The sequence below is a fragment of the Sphingomonas sp. GC_Shp_6 genome (assembly GCF_026540835.1).
GTDB lineage: Bacteria > Pseudomonadota > Alphaproteobacteria > Sphingomonadales > Sphingomonadaceae > Sphingomonas.
In genome coordinates this window covers 86,006-99,666 of sequence record NZ_JALNUO010000008.1, presented here as the reverse complement: position 1 = coordinate 99,666, position 13,661 = coordinate 86,006, and the positions used below count along the sequence as shown (strand labels likewise).

The window sequence follows — 13,661 nt, the reverse complement described above, 5'->3', positions numbered from 1 at the left end:
CCGGATGGACGTCGGCCTTTTCGATTTCGCCCTGCCGCCCGAATCGATCGCGCTGCGCCCGGCATCGCCGCGCGATTCTGCGCGGATGCTGGTACTGGTGGACGGCGCGGCGACGCGCGATGCGCGGGTGACCGATCTGCCCGGCGCGCTGCGCGCGGGCGACCTGCTCGTGTTCAACGACACCCGCGTGATCCCGGCGCAGCTCGAAGGGCGCCGCGGCGACGCGCGGATCGGTGCGACCCTCCACAAGCGCGAAGGGCCACGCCGCTGGCGCGCCTTCGTCCGCAACGCGCGCCGCCTGCGCGACGGCGACACGATCGATTTCGGCGAAGGCGTGACGGCGATCGCCTCGGACCGCGACGACGACGGCAGCCTTGCGCTGGACTTCGCCGGCGAAGAGCCGGTCGAGACGCTCCTGGAGCGCGCCGGCCGCATGCCGCTGCCGCCCTATATCGCCGGCAAGCGCCCGACCGACGCACGCGATCTGGACGATTACCAGACGATGTTCGCCGCCGAGCCCGGCGCGGTCGCGGCACCTACGGCGGCGCTCCATTTCACGCCGGCGCTGATGGCCTCGCTGGAGGCGGCCGGGATCGGTCGTGCGACGCTGACGCTGCACGTCGGCGCGGGCACCTTTCTCCCGGTAAAGGCGGAGGATACCGATCAGCATCGCATGCATGCCGAATGGGGCCGGATCGATGCGGCCACCGCCGAACGCCTGAACGCCGTGCGCGCTGCAGGCGGGCGGGTGATCGCGGTCGGCACCACCTCGCTCCGGTTGATCGAAAGTGCATCGGACGCGGCGGGGATTGTCCACCCGTTCGAAGGCGACACCGCGATCTTCATTACGCCCGGCTATCGCTTTCGCGGGATCGACGGGCTGGTGACCAATTTCCACCTGCCGCGCTCGACGCTGTTCATGCTGGTGTCGGCATTGATGGGGCGGGAGCGGATGCAGGCGGCCTATGCGCATGCGATCGAGACGGGCTACCGCTTCTATTCCTATGGGGATGCATCGCTTCTTCTGCCCTGAGAAGAGCGACGCACCCCAGCAGACAAGGGGAGCCTGACGCTCCCCTGCCCGCTTATTTGCCGCGCAGCGTGTTGAACACCGCGACGCCCAGCGTCCCGACCAGCGCGGCGGTCGTCCACGGCCGATCCTTCGCGAACGCGCGCGCCTTGTCGAGCAGCGGGCCGGGATTGCCGATCGCATCGCGCGCCGCACCCGCCATCTGCTTGGCATCGCCGATCACCTGATCCGCCGTGCCCTTGGCCTGCAGGCTGTCGTCGCCCGTCACCTTGCCGACGGCTTCCTTGACGTTGCCGGTGAGGTTCTGGCCCTGGCCTTCGAGCGTGGTGCTGTTCATCATTCGTCTCCATCGATGGTCACCGGGCTGGTGACGTCCGGGGGCGTAACGATCGGAAACCGATAAGGGTGCGAAGAACCGGGTCAGCCCGGCTCGATATCCTGCCGGGAGACGTGACGCACGATCCATTTCGGATAGCCCTCGGGCGCCAGGACGATGTCCGGAAACGCGATCGGATCGTCGCCGGTCTCGATCCAGCCCGCCCCCAGGCAATGCCCGCACGCCTCGCGGCGGCAGCGAAAGCTCACCAGATCGATCTCGACATTCCACTGCCCATGGCCGCGGCAGATCGGGCAGCGCGCATCGAGCGTGCCGTTGCGCGGCTGGAGCGGCACGATGTCGAACGCATGCGGGCTGTCGGGCCCGGCGCAATAGATCGGTTCGCTGACGTGCGGCACGGGCGCCTCCTTGTGTTGCCGCCCGAACGCACCGCGCAGCGGACGGCTCCGTAACGAACCGCGCGGCGCGAGTCAGCCCGCCATGCTCAGCGCGACCGCCTCCGCGGCCTTGATCCCGTCCACCGCGGCGGACAGGATGCCGCCGGCGTAGCCGGCACCTTCGCCGGCGGTGAAGAGCCCGGCGGTGTTGAGGCTCTGCATGTCGTCGCCGCGGGTGAAGCGGATCGGCGACGAGGTGCGCGTCTCCACCCCGGTCATCACCACGTCGGGATGATCGTAGCCCGCGATCTGCCGGCCGAAGACGGGCAGCGCCTCGCGCATCGCAGCGACGGCGAAATCGGGCAGGCACAAGGCGAGGTCGGTCGGCTGGACGCCGGGCTTGTACGAGGGCACCACCGTGCCGAGCGTCGTCGAGGCGCGCCCTTCGAGAAAATCGCCGAGCCGCTGCGCCGGTGCCTTGTAGCTCGAGCCGCCCGCGATATAGGCGCGCTCCTCCCAATGGCGCTGCAGCGCGATGCCGGCCAGCGGATCGCCGGGAAAATCACGCGCGGGATCGATCGCGACGACCAGCCCCGAATTGGCGTTGCGCTCGTTGCGCGAATATTGGCTCATGCCGTTGGTCGCGACGCGCCCGGCCTCCGATGTGGCGGCGACGACGGTGCCGCCGGGGCACATGCAGAAGCTGTAGACCGTCCGCCCGTTCGAACAATGGTGCGAGATATGATATTCGGCCGCGCCCAGGATCGGGTTGCCGGCATCCGCGCCGAAGCGGGAGCGATCGATCCAGGATTGCGGATGCTCGATCCGCACGCCGATCGAAAAGGGCTTGGCCTCGACATGGACGCCCGCCGCATGCAGCATCGCGAAGGTATCGCGGGCGCTGTGCCCGACGGCCAGCACGACGCGGTCCGCCGCCAGATAGTCGCCGGTGTGCAGATGCAGGCCGCGCACGCGCCGCGCGCCCGTGCCGTCGGTGACGATATCCAGCCCGTCGACCCGCGTGGAGAACCGGTATTCGCCGCCTAGCGCCTCGATCGTCTCGCGCATGCTTTCGACCATCGTCACCAGCCGGAACGTGCCGATATGCGGATGCGCCTCGGTCAGGATATCGGCCGGCGCCCCCGCCTTCACGAATTCGGTCAGCACCTTGCGGTTGAGGTGCCGCGGATCCTTGATGCGGCTGTAGAGCTTGCCGTCGGAAAAGGTGCCCGCGCCGCCCTCGCCGAACTGCACGTTGGATTCCGGATCGAGCACGCCGCGGCGCCACAGGCCCCAGGTATCCTTGGTCCGCTCGCGCACCGCCTTGCCGCGGTCGAGGATGATCGGCCGGTGCCCCATCTGCGCCAGGACGAGCGCGGCGAAGAGACCGCATGGCCCCGCCCCAACCACGACCGGCCGGGTTTCGCCCGCAGGGGGCCCGGCCGGCGGGCGATAGCGCGTGTCGGGGGTGAGCTGGACGTCGCGGTCCTTGCGGAATCGCGCGAGCACCGCCGCTTCGTTCTTCACCGCCACGTCGACCGAATACACCAGGGTGATGGCGCTCCGATCGCGCGCATCATGGCCGCGCCGCGCCACCGTGTAACGGATCATCTCGCGCGGGGTGATACGCAGCCGCTTGTGGATCGCCGCCGGCAGCGCCTCGTCGGCATGATGGAGCGGCAGTTTCAGCTCGGTGACGCGGATCATCGCGACGCCTTACCGCGCCACGATCGGTTGCGCCAACCTTGCGGTCGCGAGAGGATGGCGAGCGGCGCGGGTCATGCGAAGGCCTTCGCGCCCTTCAACTGCTGATAGGCGGCGATCACCTTTTGCAGATCGGCCTCGTGACCGCGGTCGCCGCCGTTGCGATCGGGATGATAGCGGCGCACCAGCTCGCTATAGCGTTTGCGCAGCGCCGTGCGGTCGATATCGGCATCGAGCCCCAGCACGCGAAGCGCGCGGCGCTCGCCGTCCGACAGCGTGCGGCCATCGGTACGCGCCTTGGCACGCGTGCCGAACCGTCCGCCGATCGCGTCCAGCGGATCGGCGAACTCGGCCCAGCGGGGCGGTGCATCGCCGACACCGCCATGCGCGAAGGCCCGGGTCTCGCGTTCCCAGCCGGCAAGCGGCCGCTGGGCGCGGTGGATCTCGTCCGCGGTCATGCCGTCGAAGAAATTATATCCGGCGTTGAAGGCGCGGACATGATCGAGGCAGAACCAGCGGAACCGGGGCGGCCCGCCATCGCTCGCGCCTTCGAGAGGGGGCGCGCGAAACTCGCCGGCCTCGTCGCATTCGGGGTGCATGCACGCCTGCCCGGTGCCTTCCACCCGACCATGGAAGCGCGGGGCCGGCCGTTCGTTCTTGCTGTGCGCCACTGGCTCCCCAAACCCCGAAAAGCCCGGTATATGGGGATGATGATCGCACGCGCCACCTCGCCGCTCGCCGACGAAATCACCAGCCGTCTGACGCGGCTGCTCGATCCCACCAGCCTCCGCGTCACCAACGAAAGCGCGCTTCATGCCGGCCATATGGGCGACGACGGGACGGGCGAAACGCATTTCCGCGTCGAGATCGAATCCGCCTCGTTCGTCGGCCAGTCGCGCGTCGCGCGGCAGCGTCTGGTGAACAAAGCGCTCGCCGATTTGTTAGCGAACAACATCCATGCACTCGCCATCCAGGCCCGCGCTCCCGGAGAAGGATAATGCCCTACAAGCTCTGGTATTGGCCGACGATACCGGGGCGGGGCGAGTTCGTTCGTCTGGCGCTGGAAGCGGCGGGGATCGCCTATGACGACGCCGCACGCGCGGTCGGCGCGGAGGGCCTGATCGCCGACATGGCGGCGCGGCAGGGACGACGGCCATTCGCGCCGCCCTATATGGAGCTCGACGGGCTCATCATCGCGCAAGTCGCCAATATTCTGAACTATCTGGGCGAGCGGCATGGCCTCGCACCCTCTGGCATCGCGGACCGCGCGTGGCTCATGCAACTGCAATCGACCATCACCGACGTCGTGGCCGAGGTGCACGGCGTCCACCATCCCGTCGCCACATCGGCCTATTACGAAGACCAGAAGCCCGAAGCGGCGCGCGCGGCGGCGCAGTTCCGCGCCGAGCGCATGCCGAAATTCCTCGGCTATTTCGAAGAGGCGATCGACGCCAATCCGGGCGACTGGACCATCGATCACCGCTGGACCTATGTCGACACCTCGCTGTTCCAGCTGGTCGAGGGACTGCGCTATATGTTCCCGAAGCGGATGGCGGCGATCGAGGGCGATTATCCCAACGTGATCCGCATCCACGATCAGGTGACCGAATTGCCCGGCATCCGCACCTATCTGAAGAGCGATCGCCGGCTGGCGTTCACCAACGACGGCATCTTCCGCCATTATCCCGAGCTGGATGGCGCGTGAGGGCGCCGCGACCGGCGGCGCGCATCCTGCTGGTCGATTCGCGCCGCCGCACTTTGCTGTTCCGCTTCACGCCGGCCGATCGTCCGCCTTTGTGGTGCACGCCGGGCGGCGCGGTGGACCCCGGCGAAAGCTATGCCGCCGCGGCCCGGCGCGAATTGTGGGAAGAGGTGGGCCTCGACCGGGATTGCGGGCCCGAGGTCGCCCGGCGGATCGTCGATTTCCGGACGTTCGAGGGGGTCGAGGTGACCGCCGACGAACGCTATTTCCGGATCGACATCGACCGATTCGACGTTGCGCCCGGCGCCTTGACCGAACTGGAGCGGACGTTGCTTGTCGGGCATCGCTGGTTTTCCAGAAACGAGATCGCGACGCATGACGAAGTGATCTACCCCGCGGACCTGATCGCGTTGCTCGACGCCACCGAGCCGCCGCCACGGGACGACGCTCATGTTTGACGATTTCATTCTCCAGACCATCCTGCCCGTCACTCATGATCTGGGCGGCTTCAAGGTGCACCGCACCTTGCCGAGCAAGGCGCGGACGATGGTGGGGCCGTTCCTGTTCTTCGACCAGATGGGCCCGGCGCAGATGGGCGTGGGCGAAGGCATCGACGTTCGGCCGCATCCGCACATCAACCTGTCGACCGTCACCTATCTGTTCGACGGCGCGATCGATCACCGCGATTCGCTCGGCACCGCGGCGCGGATCGAGCCGGGCGCGGTCAATCTGATGACGGCGGGCCACGGCATCGTCCATTCCGAACGCTCTCCGGGCGACGCGCGGGCCGAGGGCCCGGTGCTGTCGGGCATCCAGACCTGGCTCGCCATGCCCGAGGCGGCCGAGGAAATGGACCCCGCCTTCGAGCATGTCGAGCGCGATCGCCTGCCGACGATCGACGCGCAGGGCGTGCGGGCGCGGATCATCATGGGATCGCTCTGGGGCCAGACCGCCCCGACCACCACGCATGCCGGCACCATCTATGCCGATCTCCTGCTCGAACCCGGTGCCGCGATCCCGATCGACGCGGCGGCGGAAGAGCGCGCGGTCTATCTCGCGATGGGCGAGGCGACGCTGGAGGGCGTGCCGCTCACCCCGCAGACGCTGTACGTGCTGCGGCCCGGCATCGCCGCCACGTTGCGTTCCGCAAGCGGCGGGCGGGCGATGCTGTGTGGGGGCGACGCCTTCACCACGCCGCGCCACGTCTGGTGGAATTTCGTCTCCTCGCGGCGCGACCGGATCGAACAGGCCCGCTGCGACTGGAATGCGGGGGCGTTCCCCAAGGTGCCCGGCGACGATCAGGAATGGATTCCGATCCCCGCCGTGCCCAAGACGGTCAGCTATCCCTGATCCGGCGCCTGCCGCTTGCGGGCGGGATCGGGCACGTTCATGATCGAACGACCCCAGGCGATATCGATCGCCGCGGGCGGGAGAGGAAGACATGGCCGAGGGTCTCCAGCGCATAGCACTTGCCACCGGAGTCGAACTGGACGTGGCGGTGGCCGGCGATCCCGCCGCGCCGCCGATCATCCTGCTCCACGGTTTTCCCGAATCGCATCGCACCTGGCGGCACGTGATGCCCGATCTCGCGCGCGACCATTTCGTGCTGGCCCCCGATCAGCGCGGCTATGCCCGCTCGTCCAAGCCCGAGGGCGTCGCCGCCTATGCCGCCGATCGGATCGTGGCCGATCTGCTCGCGCTGGCGGATCATTTCGGGATCGCGCGTTTCACGCTCGTGGGGCATGATTGGGGCGGCGCGGTCGCCTGGATGGCGGCGCTGAAGCATCCGGATCGGGTGGCGCGGCTCGCGATCGTCAACGCGCCGCATCCGTTCGTCTTCCAGAAGACGATCTTCGACGAACCGGCGCAGCGCCGGGCGAGCCAATATATCCGCGCGTTCCGCGACATCGGCATCGACCAGGGCCTGGTCGGCGCGGGGCTGGAGCGGTTCCTCGGCACCACCTTCACCAAGCATATCACCGGCGCGATCGCGGGCGAGGACAAGGCTGCCTATCTCGACGAATGGAGCCAGCCCGGCGCGATGACCGGCATGCTCAACTGGTATCGCGCGAGCGCGGTGATCGTCCCCGCCATGGACGAGACACCCGAACGCCCGGGCTTTCTCGACGGCCCCTTCCCGCCGACGCAGATGCCGGTGCTCGCGATCTGGGGCATGCAGGACACAGCGCTGCTGCCGAGCCAGCTCGAAGGGCTGGCCGATCATGTGCCGGACCTGACCGTCGCGAAGGTGGACGCCGGGCATTTCGTGCCCTGGGAAAAGCCGGACGCGGTGATCGCCGCGCTGCGGCGCTGGCTGCCCGAGTAAGCCGGCGGTCCGGCACCTTACGCCGGCCCCGGACTATTTCTTCCGCTTGAAATCCACCGCGACGACATTCGAGCCGTCCTCGACGGGCACCGCCGTCGGGCCGTCATTCTCGGCCGAGTCGTGCGGCTCGGGCCCATCGTCGGGGCCCTCCTGCGCCTGGAAGCGCAGCTCGAAATTGACCGCGGGGTCGTGGAAGCCGGTGATCGCCGAATAGGGCACCACCAGTTTGGACGGCACCTGGTTAAAGCTCAGGCCCACCGAGAAGCGCGAATCGTCCACCAGCAGATCCCAGTACCGGTTCTGCAGGACGATCGTCATCTCGTCGGGGAACCGTTCCATCAGCCGCTGCGGGATGTCGACGCCCGGCGCCTGCGTCTTGAACGTGATGTAGAAATGATGCTCGCCGGGCAGGCCGCCGCTTTCGGCGACGCTGCCGAGCACACGGCCGACGACCGCGCGCAGCGCCTCCTGCACGATTTCGTCATAGGGAATCAGGCTGTCGGGCATTCCGTCGGTCATGCCCCTTGGACTAGCGGGGTTTGGGGGGCGGTCAAGATTGCATGGTGCGGCAGGGCCGTTATGAACGGCGGCCATGCGCATCGCCACGATCAACCGCTCCACCGCCGAGACCCGGATCGACGTCACGGTGAACCTCGACGGCTCCGGCGCGTACCGAATCGCGACCGGCATCGGCTTTCTCGACCACATGCTCGAACAGCTTTCGCGCCATTCGCTGATCGATCTCGACGTGAGCGTGGCGGGCGACCTGCACATCGACGGGCACCACACGACCGAGGATTCGGCGATCGCGATCGGCGAGGCGGTGGCCAAAGCGCTCGGCGACAAGCGCGGCATCCGCCGCTATGGCGACGCGCTCTCGCCGATGGACGAGACGCTCACCCGCGTCGCGCTCGACATTTCGGGCCGGCCCTGGCTGGTGTGGAAGACCGCGTTCACGATGAACCGCCTGGGCGATCTCGACACCGAGTTGATCGAACATTGGTTCCACAGCTTCGCGCAGGCCGCCGGGATCACGCTGCACGTCGAGACGCTGTACGGGCAGAACAACCACCATATCGTCGAGAGCGCGTACAAGGGCCTCGCGCGGGCCCTGCGCACCGCGATCGAGATCGATCCGCGCAAGGCGGACGCGATCCCGTCGACCAAGGGCGTGCTGTGACGGGGAGCGTTGCGCTGATCGATTACGGCGCGGGCAACCTCCATTCGGTCGAGAATGCGTTGCGCGCCGCCGGTGCCGCGGACGTGGCGGTGACCGCCGATCCGGAGGTGGTCGCGAAGGCCGACCGGATCGTGCTGCCCGGCGTCGGCGCGTTCGGGGCGTGTGCGGCGGCGCTGCGCGGCGTACCCGGCATGATCGAGGCGATGGAGACGCGCGTGCGGCGCGAGGCAGCGCCGTTCCTGGGCATCTGCGTCGGCATGCAGCTGATGGCGGACACCGGCGAGGAGATGGGCATTCATGCCGGCCTCGGCTGGATCGCGGGCACCGTGCGGCGGCTCGATCCGGCCCCTAAGTTGGCGAAGGTGCCACATATGGGGTGGAATGATGTAGCACCCAAACTGTCCCATCCGCTGATCGCGGCGGGCGAGGCCTATTTCCTCCACAGCTATGCCTTCGACGGCGCCGACGTGATCGCGACCACCGACCATGCCGGCCCCGTCACCGCCGCGATCGCGCGCGACACGATGGTGGGCGTGCAATTCCATCCCGAGAAGAGCCAGCGCTACGGCCTGGCCCTGCTCGAACGCTTTCTGGAGTGGCGGCCTTGAGCCTCATCGTCTTTCCCGCGATCGACCTGAAGGCAGGCCAGGTCGTCCGCCTCGCCGAGGGCGATATGGACCGCGCCACCGTCTATGGCGACGATCCCGCCGCACAGGCGATGCTCTTCGCCGGGGCCGGGGCGCAGCATCTGCACGTCGTCGATCTCGACGGCGCGTTCGCGGGCAATTCGGTCAACGGCGAGGCGGTGAAGGCGATCGTCGAAGGCTTTCCCGGCCATGTCCAGCTGGGCGGCGGGATCCGCACCCGGGCCAGCGTCGAGCGCTGGTTCGACCTGGGCGTGGCGCGCGTGGTGATCGGCACCGCGGCTCTGGAGGATCCCGAATTCGTCCGCGCCGCCGCACGTGACTTTCCCGGCGGGATCGTCGTGGCGGTGGACGCGAAGGACGGCATGGTCGCCACCAAGGGCTGGGCCGACGTCTCGACCATCTCCGCCACCGATCTCGCGCGCCGGTTCGAGGATGCGGGCGTGGCCGCGCTGCTGTTCACCGATGTGGGCCGCGACGGCATGCTGAAGGGCTGCAACGTCGAGGCGACGGTCGATCTGGCGCGCGCGGTGGCGATCCCGGTGATCGCGAGCGGCGGCGTGAAGGGGATCGGCGACATCCACGTGCTGGCGCTCCACGCCCGCGCCAAGGATGGAAACGGGGGCGTGGAGGGCGTCATCACCGGCCGGGCACTGTATGACGGCCGCCTCGACCTGGCGGCGGCGCTGAGCGTGGCGGCGGCGGCGTGAGCGTTCACGCGGAGGCGCGGAGGCGCGGAGGGCCGGTAGCACTGTGGGCGAGTTCTCGCGCGAAGACGCAAAGACGCGAAGAGGTTCTTCGCGGCGCGGCCGCTTCGATTTTTACGGCAGCGGGCGCCCCGTTCGAAGCGAAGAGCGACCGCGAAGCACCCCCACCCTCTTTGCGTCTTCGCGTCTTCGCGCGAACACCCTGCCTGCGGCGCAACGCCCCCCTCCGCGCCTCCGCGCCTCCGCGTGACCCATCATCGGAGCACCGCCCATGACCGTCCGCGCGCGCGTGATCCCGTGTCTCGACGTGGCGAACGGCCGCGTGGTGAAGGGTGTGAACTTCGTGGCGCTGCGCGATGCGGGCGATCCGGTCGAGCAGGCGCGCGCCTATGATGCGGCGGGCGCGGACGAATTGTGCTTCCTCGACATCACCGCCACGCACGAGGCGCGCGGCACGATCCTTGACGTCGTGCGGCGCACCGCGGCGGTGTGCTTCATGCCGCTGACCGTCGGCGGCGGGGTGCGCGGGATCGACGATGCGCGCGCGCTGCTGCTGGCGGGCGCCGACAAGGTGGCGGTCAATTCCGCCGCGGTGGCGCGGCCCGAGCTGGTCGGCGAGATGGCCGAGCGGTTCGGCAGCCAGTGCGTCGTCGCCTCGATCGATGCGCGCCGCTCGGGCGAAGGCTGGGAGGTGTTTACGCATGGCGGGCGGCGCGGCACCGGGATCGACGCGGTGGCGCACGCGATCCGGCTGGCCGAACTGGGCGCGGGCGAGCTGCTCGTCACCTCGATGGACCGCGACGGCACGCGCGGCGGCTACGACCTGGCGCTGACGCGCATGATCGCCGATCGCACCGGCGTGCCCGTCGTGGCGAGCGGCGGCGTGGGCGGCCTGGACGATCTCGTCTCGGGGATCGTCGAAGGCGGCGCCTCGGCCGTGCTCGCCGCGTCGATCTTCCATTTTGGCGAAGCTTCGATCGGCGAGGCGCACGCCGCACTCGCCGCCGCGGGCGTGCCGGTGCGCACGCCGCTCGCCGGCACGCACACGGGCTGACGGCCGGGCCATGCGCGCGCTTCCCGCCCTTCTGCTCGCCGCCCGCGCAGACGCGGTCCAATCGGGGCATAGCGGCGTCGCGCATCCACGCACCGGGCCCGAGATTTCGGATTTCGCGCTGTTCGCCTGCGCGGCGATCGGCGTGTGGCTGGTGCGCCGGGCGCTGCGCGCGCGCTTCCGCAAGGATTGACCGCCTCCGCCGCTTGCGCCAGCAGGAGCGTCATGAGCGACGACAGCTTCGACCGCCTGGAAGCCACCATCCGCGCGCGCCGCGATGCGCCGGCCGAGACCTCCTACACCGCCAGCCTGTTCGCCCGCGGCCGCGCCAAGATCGCGCAGAAGCTGGGCGAGGAGGCGGTCGAGACGGTGATCGCGGCGATGGGCGACTCGCCCGCCGCGATTGTCCCCGAGGCCGCCGACCTGATGTTCCATCTCGCCGTGCTGCTGGCGGACGCCGGGCTGTCGCTCGACGACGTGCGCGCCGAACTGGCGCGGCGCGAGGGGCTGTCCGGGATCGCCGAGAAGGCCGCCCGCGCGAAGGCCATTACCGGGGATTGACCATGCCGATCGACGCCACGCTGCCCTATGACGACCAGAACGTCTTCGCGCGGATCCTGCGCGGCGAGATCCCGTCGCGGCGGGTGTATGAGGACGAATGGGCGATCGCCTTCCACGATCTGGCGCCCCAGGCACCGACGCACCTGCTCGTCATCCCGCGCGGCGCCTATGTCTCGTGGGACGATTTCAGCGCGCGCGGGAGCGAGGCGGAGATCGCCGGCTTCGTCCGCGCGGTAGGCCAGGTGGCGCGCGCGGCCGGGCTGGTCGCGCCCGGCTATCGGCTGCTCGCCAACACCGGGCCGCATGCCGGGCAGGAAGTGCCGCATCTCCACGTCCACCTGTTCGGTGGCGCGGCGCTCGGGCCAATGCTGGCGCGCTGAACGCCGGGGATTGCGTTGACGGGTTTTGCCACTAGGCTCGACCGCTTAACCGGAAGTGGCGGCCGCCGGGGGGTGGCCAAGGGAGATTTGATGGCAGAACCCGCACACGGGCTTCTCGCACGCATGATGCTTCGCAAGACGGTCGAGCAGGTGCAGCGCGAATCCGAGACGAGCGAACTCAAGCGCACGCTGGGGCCCTGGAACCTGGTGTTCCTCGGCATCGGCTGCATTATCGGCGCGGGCATCTTCGTCCGCACGGGCAGCGCGGCGTCGCTCCACGCCGGGCCTGCGGTGCTGCTGTCGTTCCTGATCGCGGGCGTGATCTGTGCGCTGGCCGGGCTCTGCTATGCCGAGCTGTCGTCCACCCTTCCCGTGTCAGGCTCCGCCTATACCTATAGCTATGCGACGGTGGGCGAGTTCGCGGCCTGGATCATGGGCGCGCTGCTGCTGCTCGAATATGGTCTGGCGGCATCGGTCGTGGCGGTCGGCTGGGGTGGCTATGTCGTCAGCCTGCTGGGCGATTTCGGCATCGTCATTCCGCCCGAGCTGACCGGCCCGGCCGGCTATCCGATCCTGAAGGACGGCGTGGCCGTGCTCGGCGCGAACGGCCAGCCGCTGCACACGCTCTTCAACCTGCCCGCCTTCCTGATCTGCGCGGTGCTCGCCTGCCTGCTCGTCGTCGGCGTGTCGGAAAGCGCGAAGGTGAACAACATCATCGTCGCGGTTAAGATGACGGTGATCGTGGCCTTCATCCTGATCGTCGGCTGGTACGTGATCGAGCATATCGACACGCTGAAGCAGAACTGGACGCCGTTCATCCCCGATAACAACGGCAACAAGGGCGAGTTCGGCTGGAGCGGCATCATCCGCGCCGCGTCGATCGTGTTCTTCGCCTATATCGGCTTCGAAGCGGTCTCGACCGCGGGCCAGGAGGCCAAGGACCCCAAGAAGGACATGCCGATCGGCATCATCGGCTCGCTGGTGGTCTGCACGATCCTCTACATCCTCGTCTCGATCGTGATGACGCTGGTGGTCAACTACAAGATGCTGAACGTGCCCGATCCGGTCGCCGTCGCGGTCGACGCGCTGGGGCCGCAATGGGCCTGGTTCGCCAAGCTGGTGAAGGCTGGCGCGATCGTCGGGCTCACCTCGGTCGTGCTGGTGCTGATGTACGGCCAGACGCGCATCTTCTACACGATGGCGCGCGATGGCCTGTTGCCGCGCGTGTTCGCGACGGTGCACCCGAAGTTCAAGACGCCGTGGGTCAACACGATCGTCGTCGGCATCATCACTGGCGTCGCCGCGGCGATCTTCGACATCAACGCGCTGGGCGACATGACCTCGGTCGGCACGCTCCTGGCGTTCGCGATCGTCTGCCTGTCGGTGATCTGGCTGCGGCGCACGCATCCCGAACTGCCGCGCGGTTTCGTCGTGCCCTTCTATCCGGTGCTGCCGGCGCTCGGCATCATCTCGTGCATCTGGCTCATCAGCGGCATCGAGTGGAACGTGCTGGTGTTCTTCTTCTGGTATGCGGTCGCCGCGATCGTGCTGTATTTCGTGTACGGCATGCGCAACAGCCGGCTGTACCACGGCGTGGACGACAATGGCCGGCCGCTGGGCGGCGCGATGGCGCCTCCGGGGGTGCAGCCCTGATCGCCGGAC

Annotated in this window: 19 protein-coding genes; 14 read left to right on the top strand and 5 right to left on the bottom strand. The window is 68.7% G+C overall.

The genetic code is table 11. The features are described from left to right. Positions 1-4: 4 nt before the first annotated feature. Positions 5-1,033 carry a tRNA preQ1(34) S-adenosylmethionine ribosyltransferase-isomerase QueA gene (queA, locus tag OXQ95_RS11275; protein WP_267381625.1) on the top strand — a complete coding sequence of 343 codons (1,029 nt, stop codon included), beginning with the start codon at positions 5-7 and terminating at the stop codon, positions 1,031-1,033. 52 nt (positions 1,034-1,085) lie between these two features. Here the strand turns inward: queA and OXQ95_RS11270 are convergent, their stop codons facing one another. From OXQ95_RS11270 to OXQ95_RS11255, 4 genes are all read right to left on the bottom strand, one after another. Further along, on the bottom strand, positions 1,086-1,367 hold the full coding sequence (locus OXQ95_RS11270; RefSeq protein WP_267381624.1) for a CsbD family protein: 282 nt from the start codon (positions 1,365-1,367) through the stop codon (positions 1,086-1,088). An 83-nt stretch (positions 1,368-1,450) separates the two neighbouring features. Further along, positions 1,451-1,765, bottom strand: coding sequence for a hypothetical protein (locus OXQ95_RS11265; protein ID WP_267381623.1), 315 nt, complete (start codon positions 1,763-1,765; stop codon positions 1,451-1,453). Positions 1,766-1,837: 72 nt separating this feature from the next. Then, on the bottom strand, positions 1,838-3,451 hold the full coding sequence (locus tag OXQ95_RS11260; protein ID WP_267381622.1) for an NAD(P)/FAD-dependent oxidoreductase: 1,614 nt from the start codon (positions 3,449-3,451) through the stop codon (positions 1,838-1,840). A gap of 71 nt (positions 3,452-3,522) precedes the next feature. Beyond that, entirely contained in the window at positions 3,523-4,047 is a 525-nt protein-coding gene (locus OXQ95_RS11255) for a J domain-containing protein (protein ID WP_242098104.1), read from the bottom strand. A 111-nt stretch (positions 4,048-4,158) separates the two neighbouring features. Here OXQ95_RS11255 and OXQ95_RS11250 point away from each other — a divergent pair, with 111 nt between their 5' ends. The 5 genes from OXQ95_RS11250 (at position 4,159) to OXQ95_RS11230 (ending at position 7,476) form a co-directional block, all read left to right on the top strand. After that, positions 4,159-4,446, top strand: coding sequence for a BolA family protein (locus OXQ95_RS11250; protein WP_242098105.1), 288 nt, complete (start codon positions 4,159-4,161; stop codon positions 4,444-4,446). Continuing rightward, the gene (locus OXQ95_RS11245; protein WP_267381621.1) at positions 4,446-5,153 is read left to right on the top strand and encodes a glutathione S-transferase; all 708 of its coding nucleotides are present in this window, start codon (positions 4,446-4,448) and stop codon (positions 5,151-5,153) included. The genes OXQ95_RS11250 and OXQ95_RS11245 overlap by 1 nt, the downstream gene beginning before the upstream one ends. Then, positions 5,150-5,608, top strand: coding sequence for an NUDIX domain-containing protein (locus OXQ95_RS11240; RefSeq protein WP_267381620.1), 459 nt, complete (start codon positions 5,150-5,152; stop codon positions 5,606-5,608). The genes OXQ95_RS11245 and OXQ95_RS11240 overlap by 4 nt, the downstream gene beginning before the upstream one ends. Further along, a complete protein-coding gene (locus tag OXQ95_RS11235) occupies positions 5,601-6,500 on the top strand; it encodes a pirin family protein (protein ID WP_242098061.1) in 900 nt (299 codons plus the stop codon). Before OXQ95_RS11240 ends, OXQ95_RS11235 begins: the two co-directional genes overlap by 8 nt. A 91-nt stretch (positions 6,501-6,591) precedes the next feature. Further along, a complete protein-coding gene (locus OXQ95_RS11230; protein ID WP_267381619.1) occupies positions 6,592-7,476 on the top strand; it encodes an alpha/beta hydrolase in 885 nt (294 codons plus the stop codon). A 33-nt stretch (positions 7,477-7,509) separates the two neighbouring features. On the opposite strand, the gene OXQ95_RS11225 is transcribed toward OXQ95_RS11230, so the two are convergent. Next, entirely contained in the window at positions 7,510-7,995 is a 486-nt protein-coding gene (locus OXQ95_RS11225) for a ClpXP protease specificity-enhancing factor SspB (protein WP_242098063.1), read from the bottom strand. Positions 7,996-8,068: 73 nt separating this feature from the next. On the opposite strand from OXQ95_RS11225, the gene hisB reads away from it, so the two are divergent. From hisB to OXQ95_RS11185, 8 genes are all read left to right on the top strand, one after another. Further along, the gene (hisB, locus tag OXQ95_RS11220) at positions 8,069-8,656 is read left to right on the top strand and encodes an imidazoleglycerol-phosphate dehydratase HisB (RefSeq protein ID WP_267381618.1); all 588 of its coding nucleotides are present in this window, start codon (positions 8,069-8,071) and stop codon (positions 8,654-8,656) included. After that, the gene (gene hisH, locus OXQ95_RS11215) at positions 8,653-9,264 is read left to right on the top strand and encodes an imidazole glycerol phosphate synthase subunit HisH (RefSeq protein ID WP_267381617.1); all 612 of its coding nucleotides are present in this window, start codon (positions 8,653-8,655) and stop codon (positions 9,262-9,264) included. Before hisB ends, hisH begins: the two co-directional genes overlap by 4 nt. Beyond that, on the top strand, positions 9,261-10,010 hold the full coding sequence (gene hisA / locus OXQ95_RS11210) for a 1-(5-phosphoribosyl)-5-[(5-phosphoribosylamino)methylideneamino]imidazole-4-carboxamide isomerase (RefSeq protein ID WP_267381616.1): 750 nt from the start codon (positions 9,261-9,263) through the stop codon (positions 10,008-10,010). Before hisH ends, hisA begins: the two co-directional genes overlap by 4 nt. 268 nt (positions 10,011-10,278) lie before the next feature. Then, positions 10,279-11,061 carry an imidazole glycerol phosphate synthase subunit HisF gene (hisF, locus tag OXQ95_RS11205; protein WP_267381615.1) on the top strand — a complete coding sequence of 261 codons (783 nt, stop codon included), beginning with the start codon at positions 10,279-10,281 and terminating at the stop codon, positions 11,059-11,061. A 10-nt stretch (positions 11,062-11,071) separates the two neighbouring features. Beyond that, positions 11,072-11,251: a hypothetical protein gene (locus OXQ95_RS11200; RefSeq protein WP_242098068.1), complete on the top strand. Its 180-nt coding sequence runs from the start codon at positions 11,072-11,074 to the stop codon at positions 11,249-11,251. A 32-nt stretch (positions 11,252-11,283) separates the two neighbouring features. Further along, positions 11,284-11,619, top strand: a complete 336-nt coding sequence (locus OXQ95_RS11195; RefSeq protein ID WP_267381614.1) for a phosphoribosyl-ATP diphosphatase — start codon at positions 11,284-11,286, stop codon at positions 11,617-11,619. A 2-nt stretch (positions 11,620-11,621) separates the two neighbouring features. Further along, positions 11,622-11,999, top strand: coding sequence for a histidine triad nucleotide-binding protein (locus OXQ95_RS11190; protein WP_242098070.1), 378 nt, complete (start codon positions 11,622-11,624; stop codon positions 11,997-11,999). Positions 12,000-12,089: 90 nt separating this feature from the next. Further along, positions 12,090-13,652 carry an amino acid permease gene (locus OXQ95_RS11185; protein ID WP_267381613.1) on the top strand — a complete coding sequence of 521 codons (1,563 nt, stop codon included), beginning with the start codon at positions 12,090-12,092 and terminating at the stop codon, positions 13,650-13,652. The last annotated feature ends 9 nt before the right edge of the window (positions 13,653-13,661 follow it).

What these genes read in the sequence shown, in the direction of transcription:
- queA (WP_267381625.1), top strand. Translation starts at nt 5, where the DNA reads ATGGACGTCGGCCTTTTCGATTTCGCCCTGCCGCCCGAATCGATCGCG.
- OXQ95_RS11270 (WP_267381624.1), bottom strand. Translation starts at nt 1,367, where the DNA reads ATGAACAGCACCACGCTCGAAGGCCAGGGCCAGAACCTCACCGGCAAC.
- OXQ95_RS11260 (WP_267381622.1), bottom strand. Translation starts at nt 3,451, where the DNA reads ATGATCCGCGTCACCGAGCTGAAACTGCCGCTCCATCATGCCGACGAG.
- OXQ95_RS11255 (WP_242098104.1), bottom strand. Translation starts at nt 4,047, where the DNA reads ATGCACCCCGAATGCGACGAGGCCGGCGAGTTTCGCGCGCCCCCTCTC.
- OXQ95_RS11250 (WP_242098105.1), top strand. Translation starts at nt 4,159, where the DNA reads ATGATCGCACGCGCCACCTCGCCGCTCGCCGACGAAATCACCAGCCGT.
- OXQ95_RS11245 (WP_267381621.1), top strand. Translation starts at nt 4,446, where the DNA reads ATGCCCTACAAGCTCTGGTATTGGCCGACGATACCGGGGCGGGGCGAG.
- OXQ95_RS11235 (WP_242098061.1), top strand. Translation starts at nt 5,601, where the DNA reads ATGTTTGACGATTTCATTCTCCAGACCATCCTGCCCGTCACTCATGAT.
- OXQ95_RS11230 (WP_267381619.1), top strand. Translation starts at nt 6,592, where the DNA reads ATGGCCGAGGGTCTCCAGCGCATAGCACTTGCCACCGGAGTCGAACTG.
- OXQ95_RS11225 (WP_242098063.1), bottom strand. Translation starts at nt 7,995, where the DNA reads ATGACCGACGGAATGCCCGACAGCCTGATTCCCTATGACGAAATCGTG.
- hisB (WP_267381618.1), top strand. Translation starts at nt 8,069, where the DNA reads ATGCGCATCGCCACGATCAACCGCTCCACCGCCGAGACCCGGATCGAC.
- hisF (WP_267381615.1), top strand. Translation starts at nt 10,279, where the DNA reads ATGACCGTCCGCGCGCGCGTGATCCCGTGTCTCGACGTGGCGAACGGC.
- OXQ95_RS11200 (WP_242098068.1), top strand. Translation starts at nt 11,072, where the DNA reads ATGCGCGCGCTTCCCGCCCTTCTGCTCGCCGCCCGCGCAGACGCGGTC.
- OXQ95_RS11195 (WP_267381614.1), top strand. Translation starts at nt 11,284, where the DNA reads ATGAGCGACGACAGCTTCGACCGCCTGGAAGCCACCATCCGCGCGCGC.
- OXQ95_RS11190 (WP_242098070.1), top strand. Translation starts at nt 11,622, where the DNA reads ATGCCGATCGACGCCACGCTGCCCTATGACGACCAGAACGTCTTCGCG.
- OXQ95_RS11185 (WP_267381613.1), top strand. Translation starts at nt 12,090, where the DNA reads ATGGCAGAACCCGCACACGGGCTTCTCGCACGCATGATGCTTCGCAAG.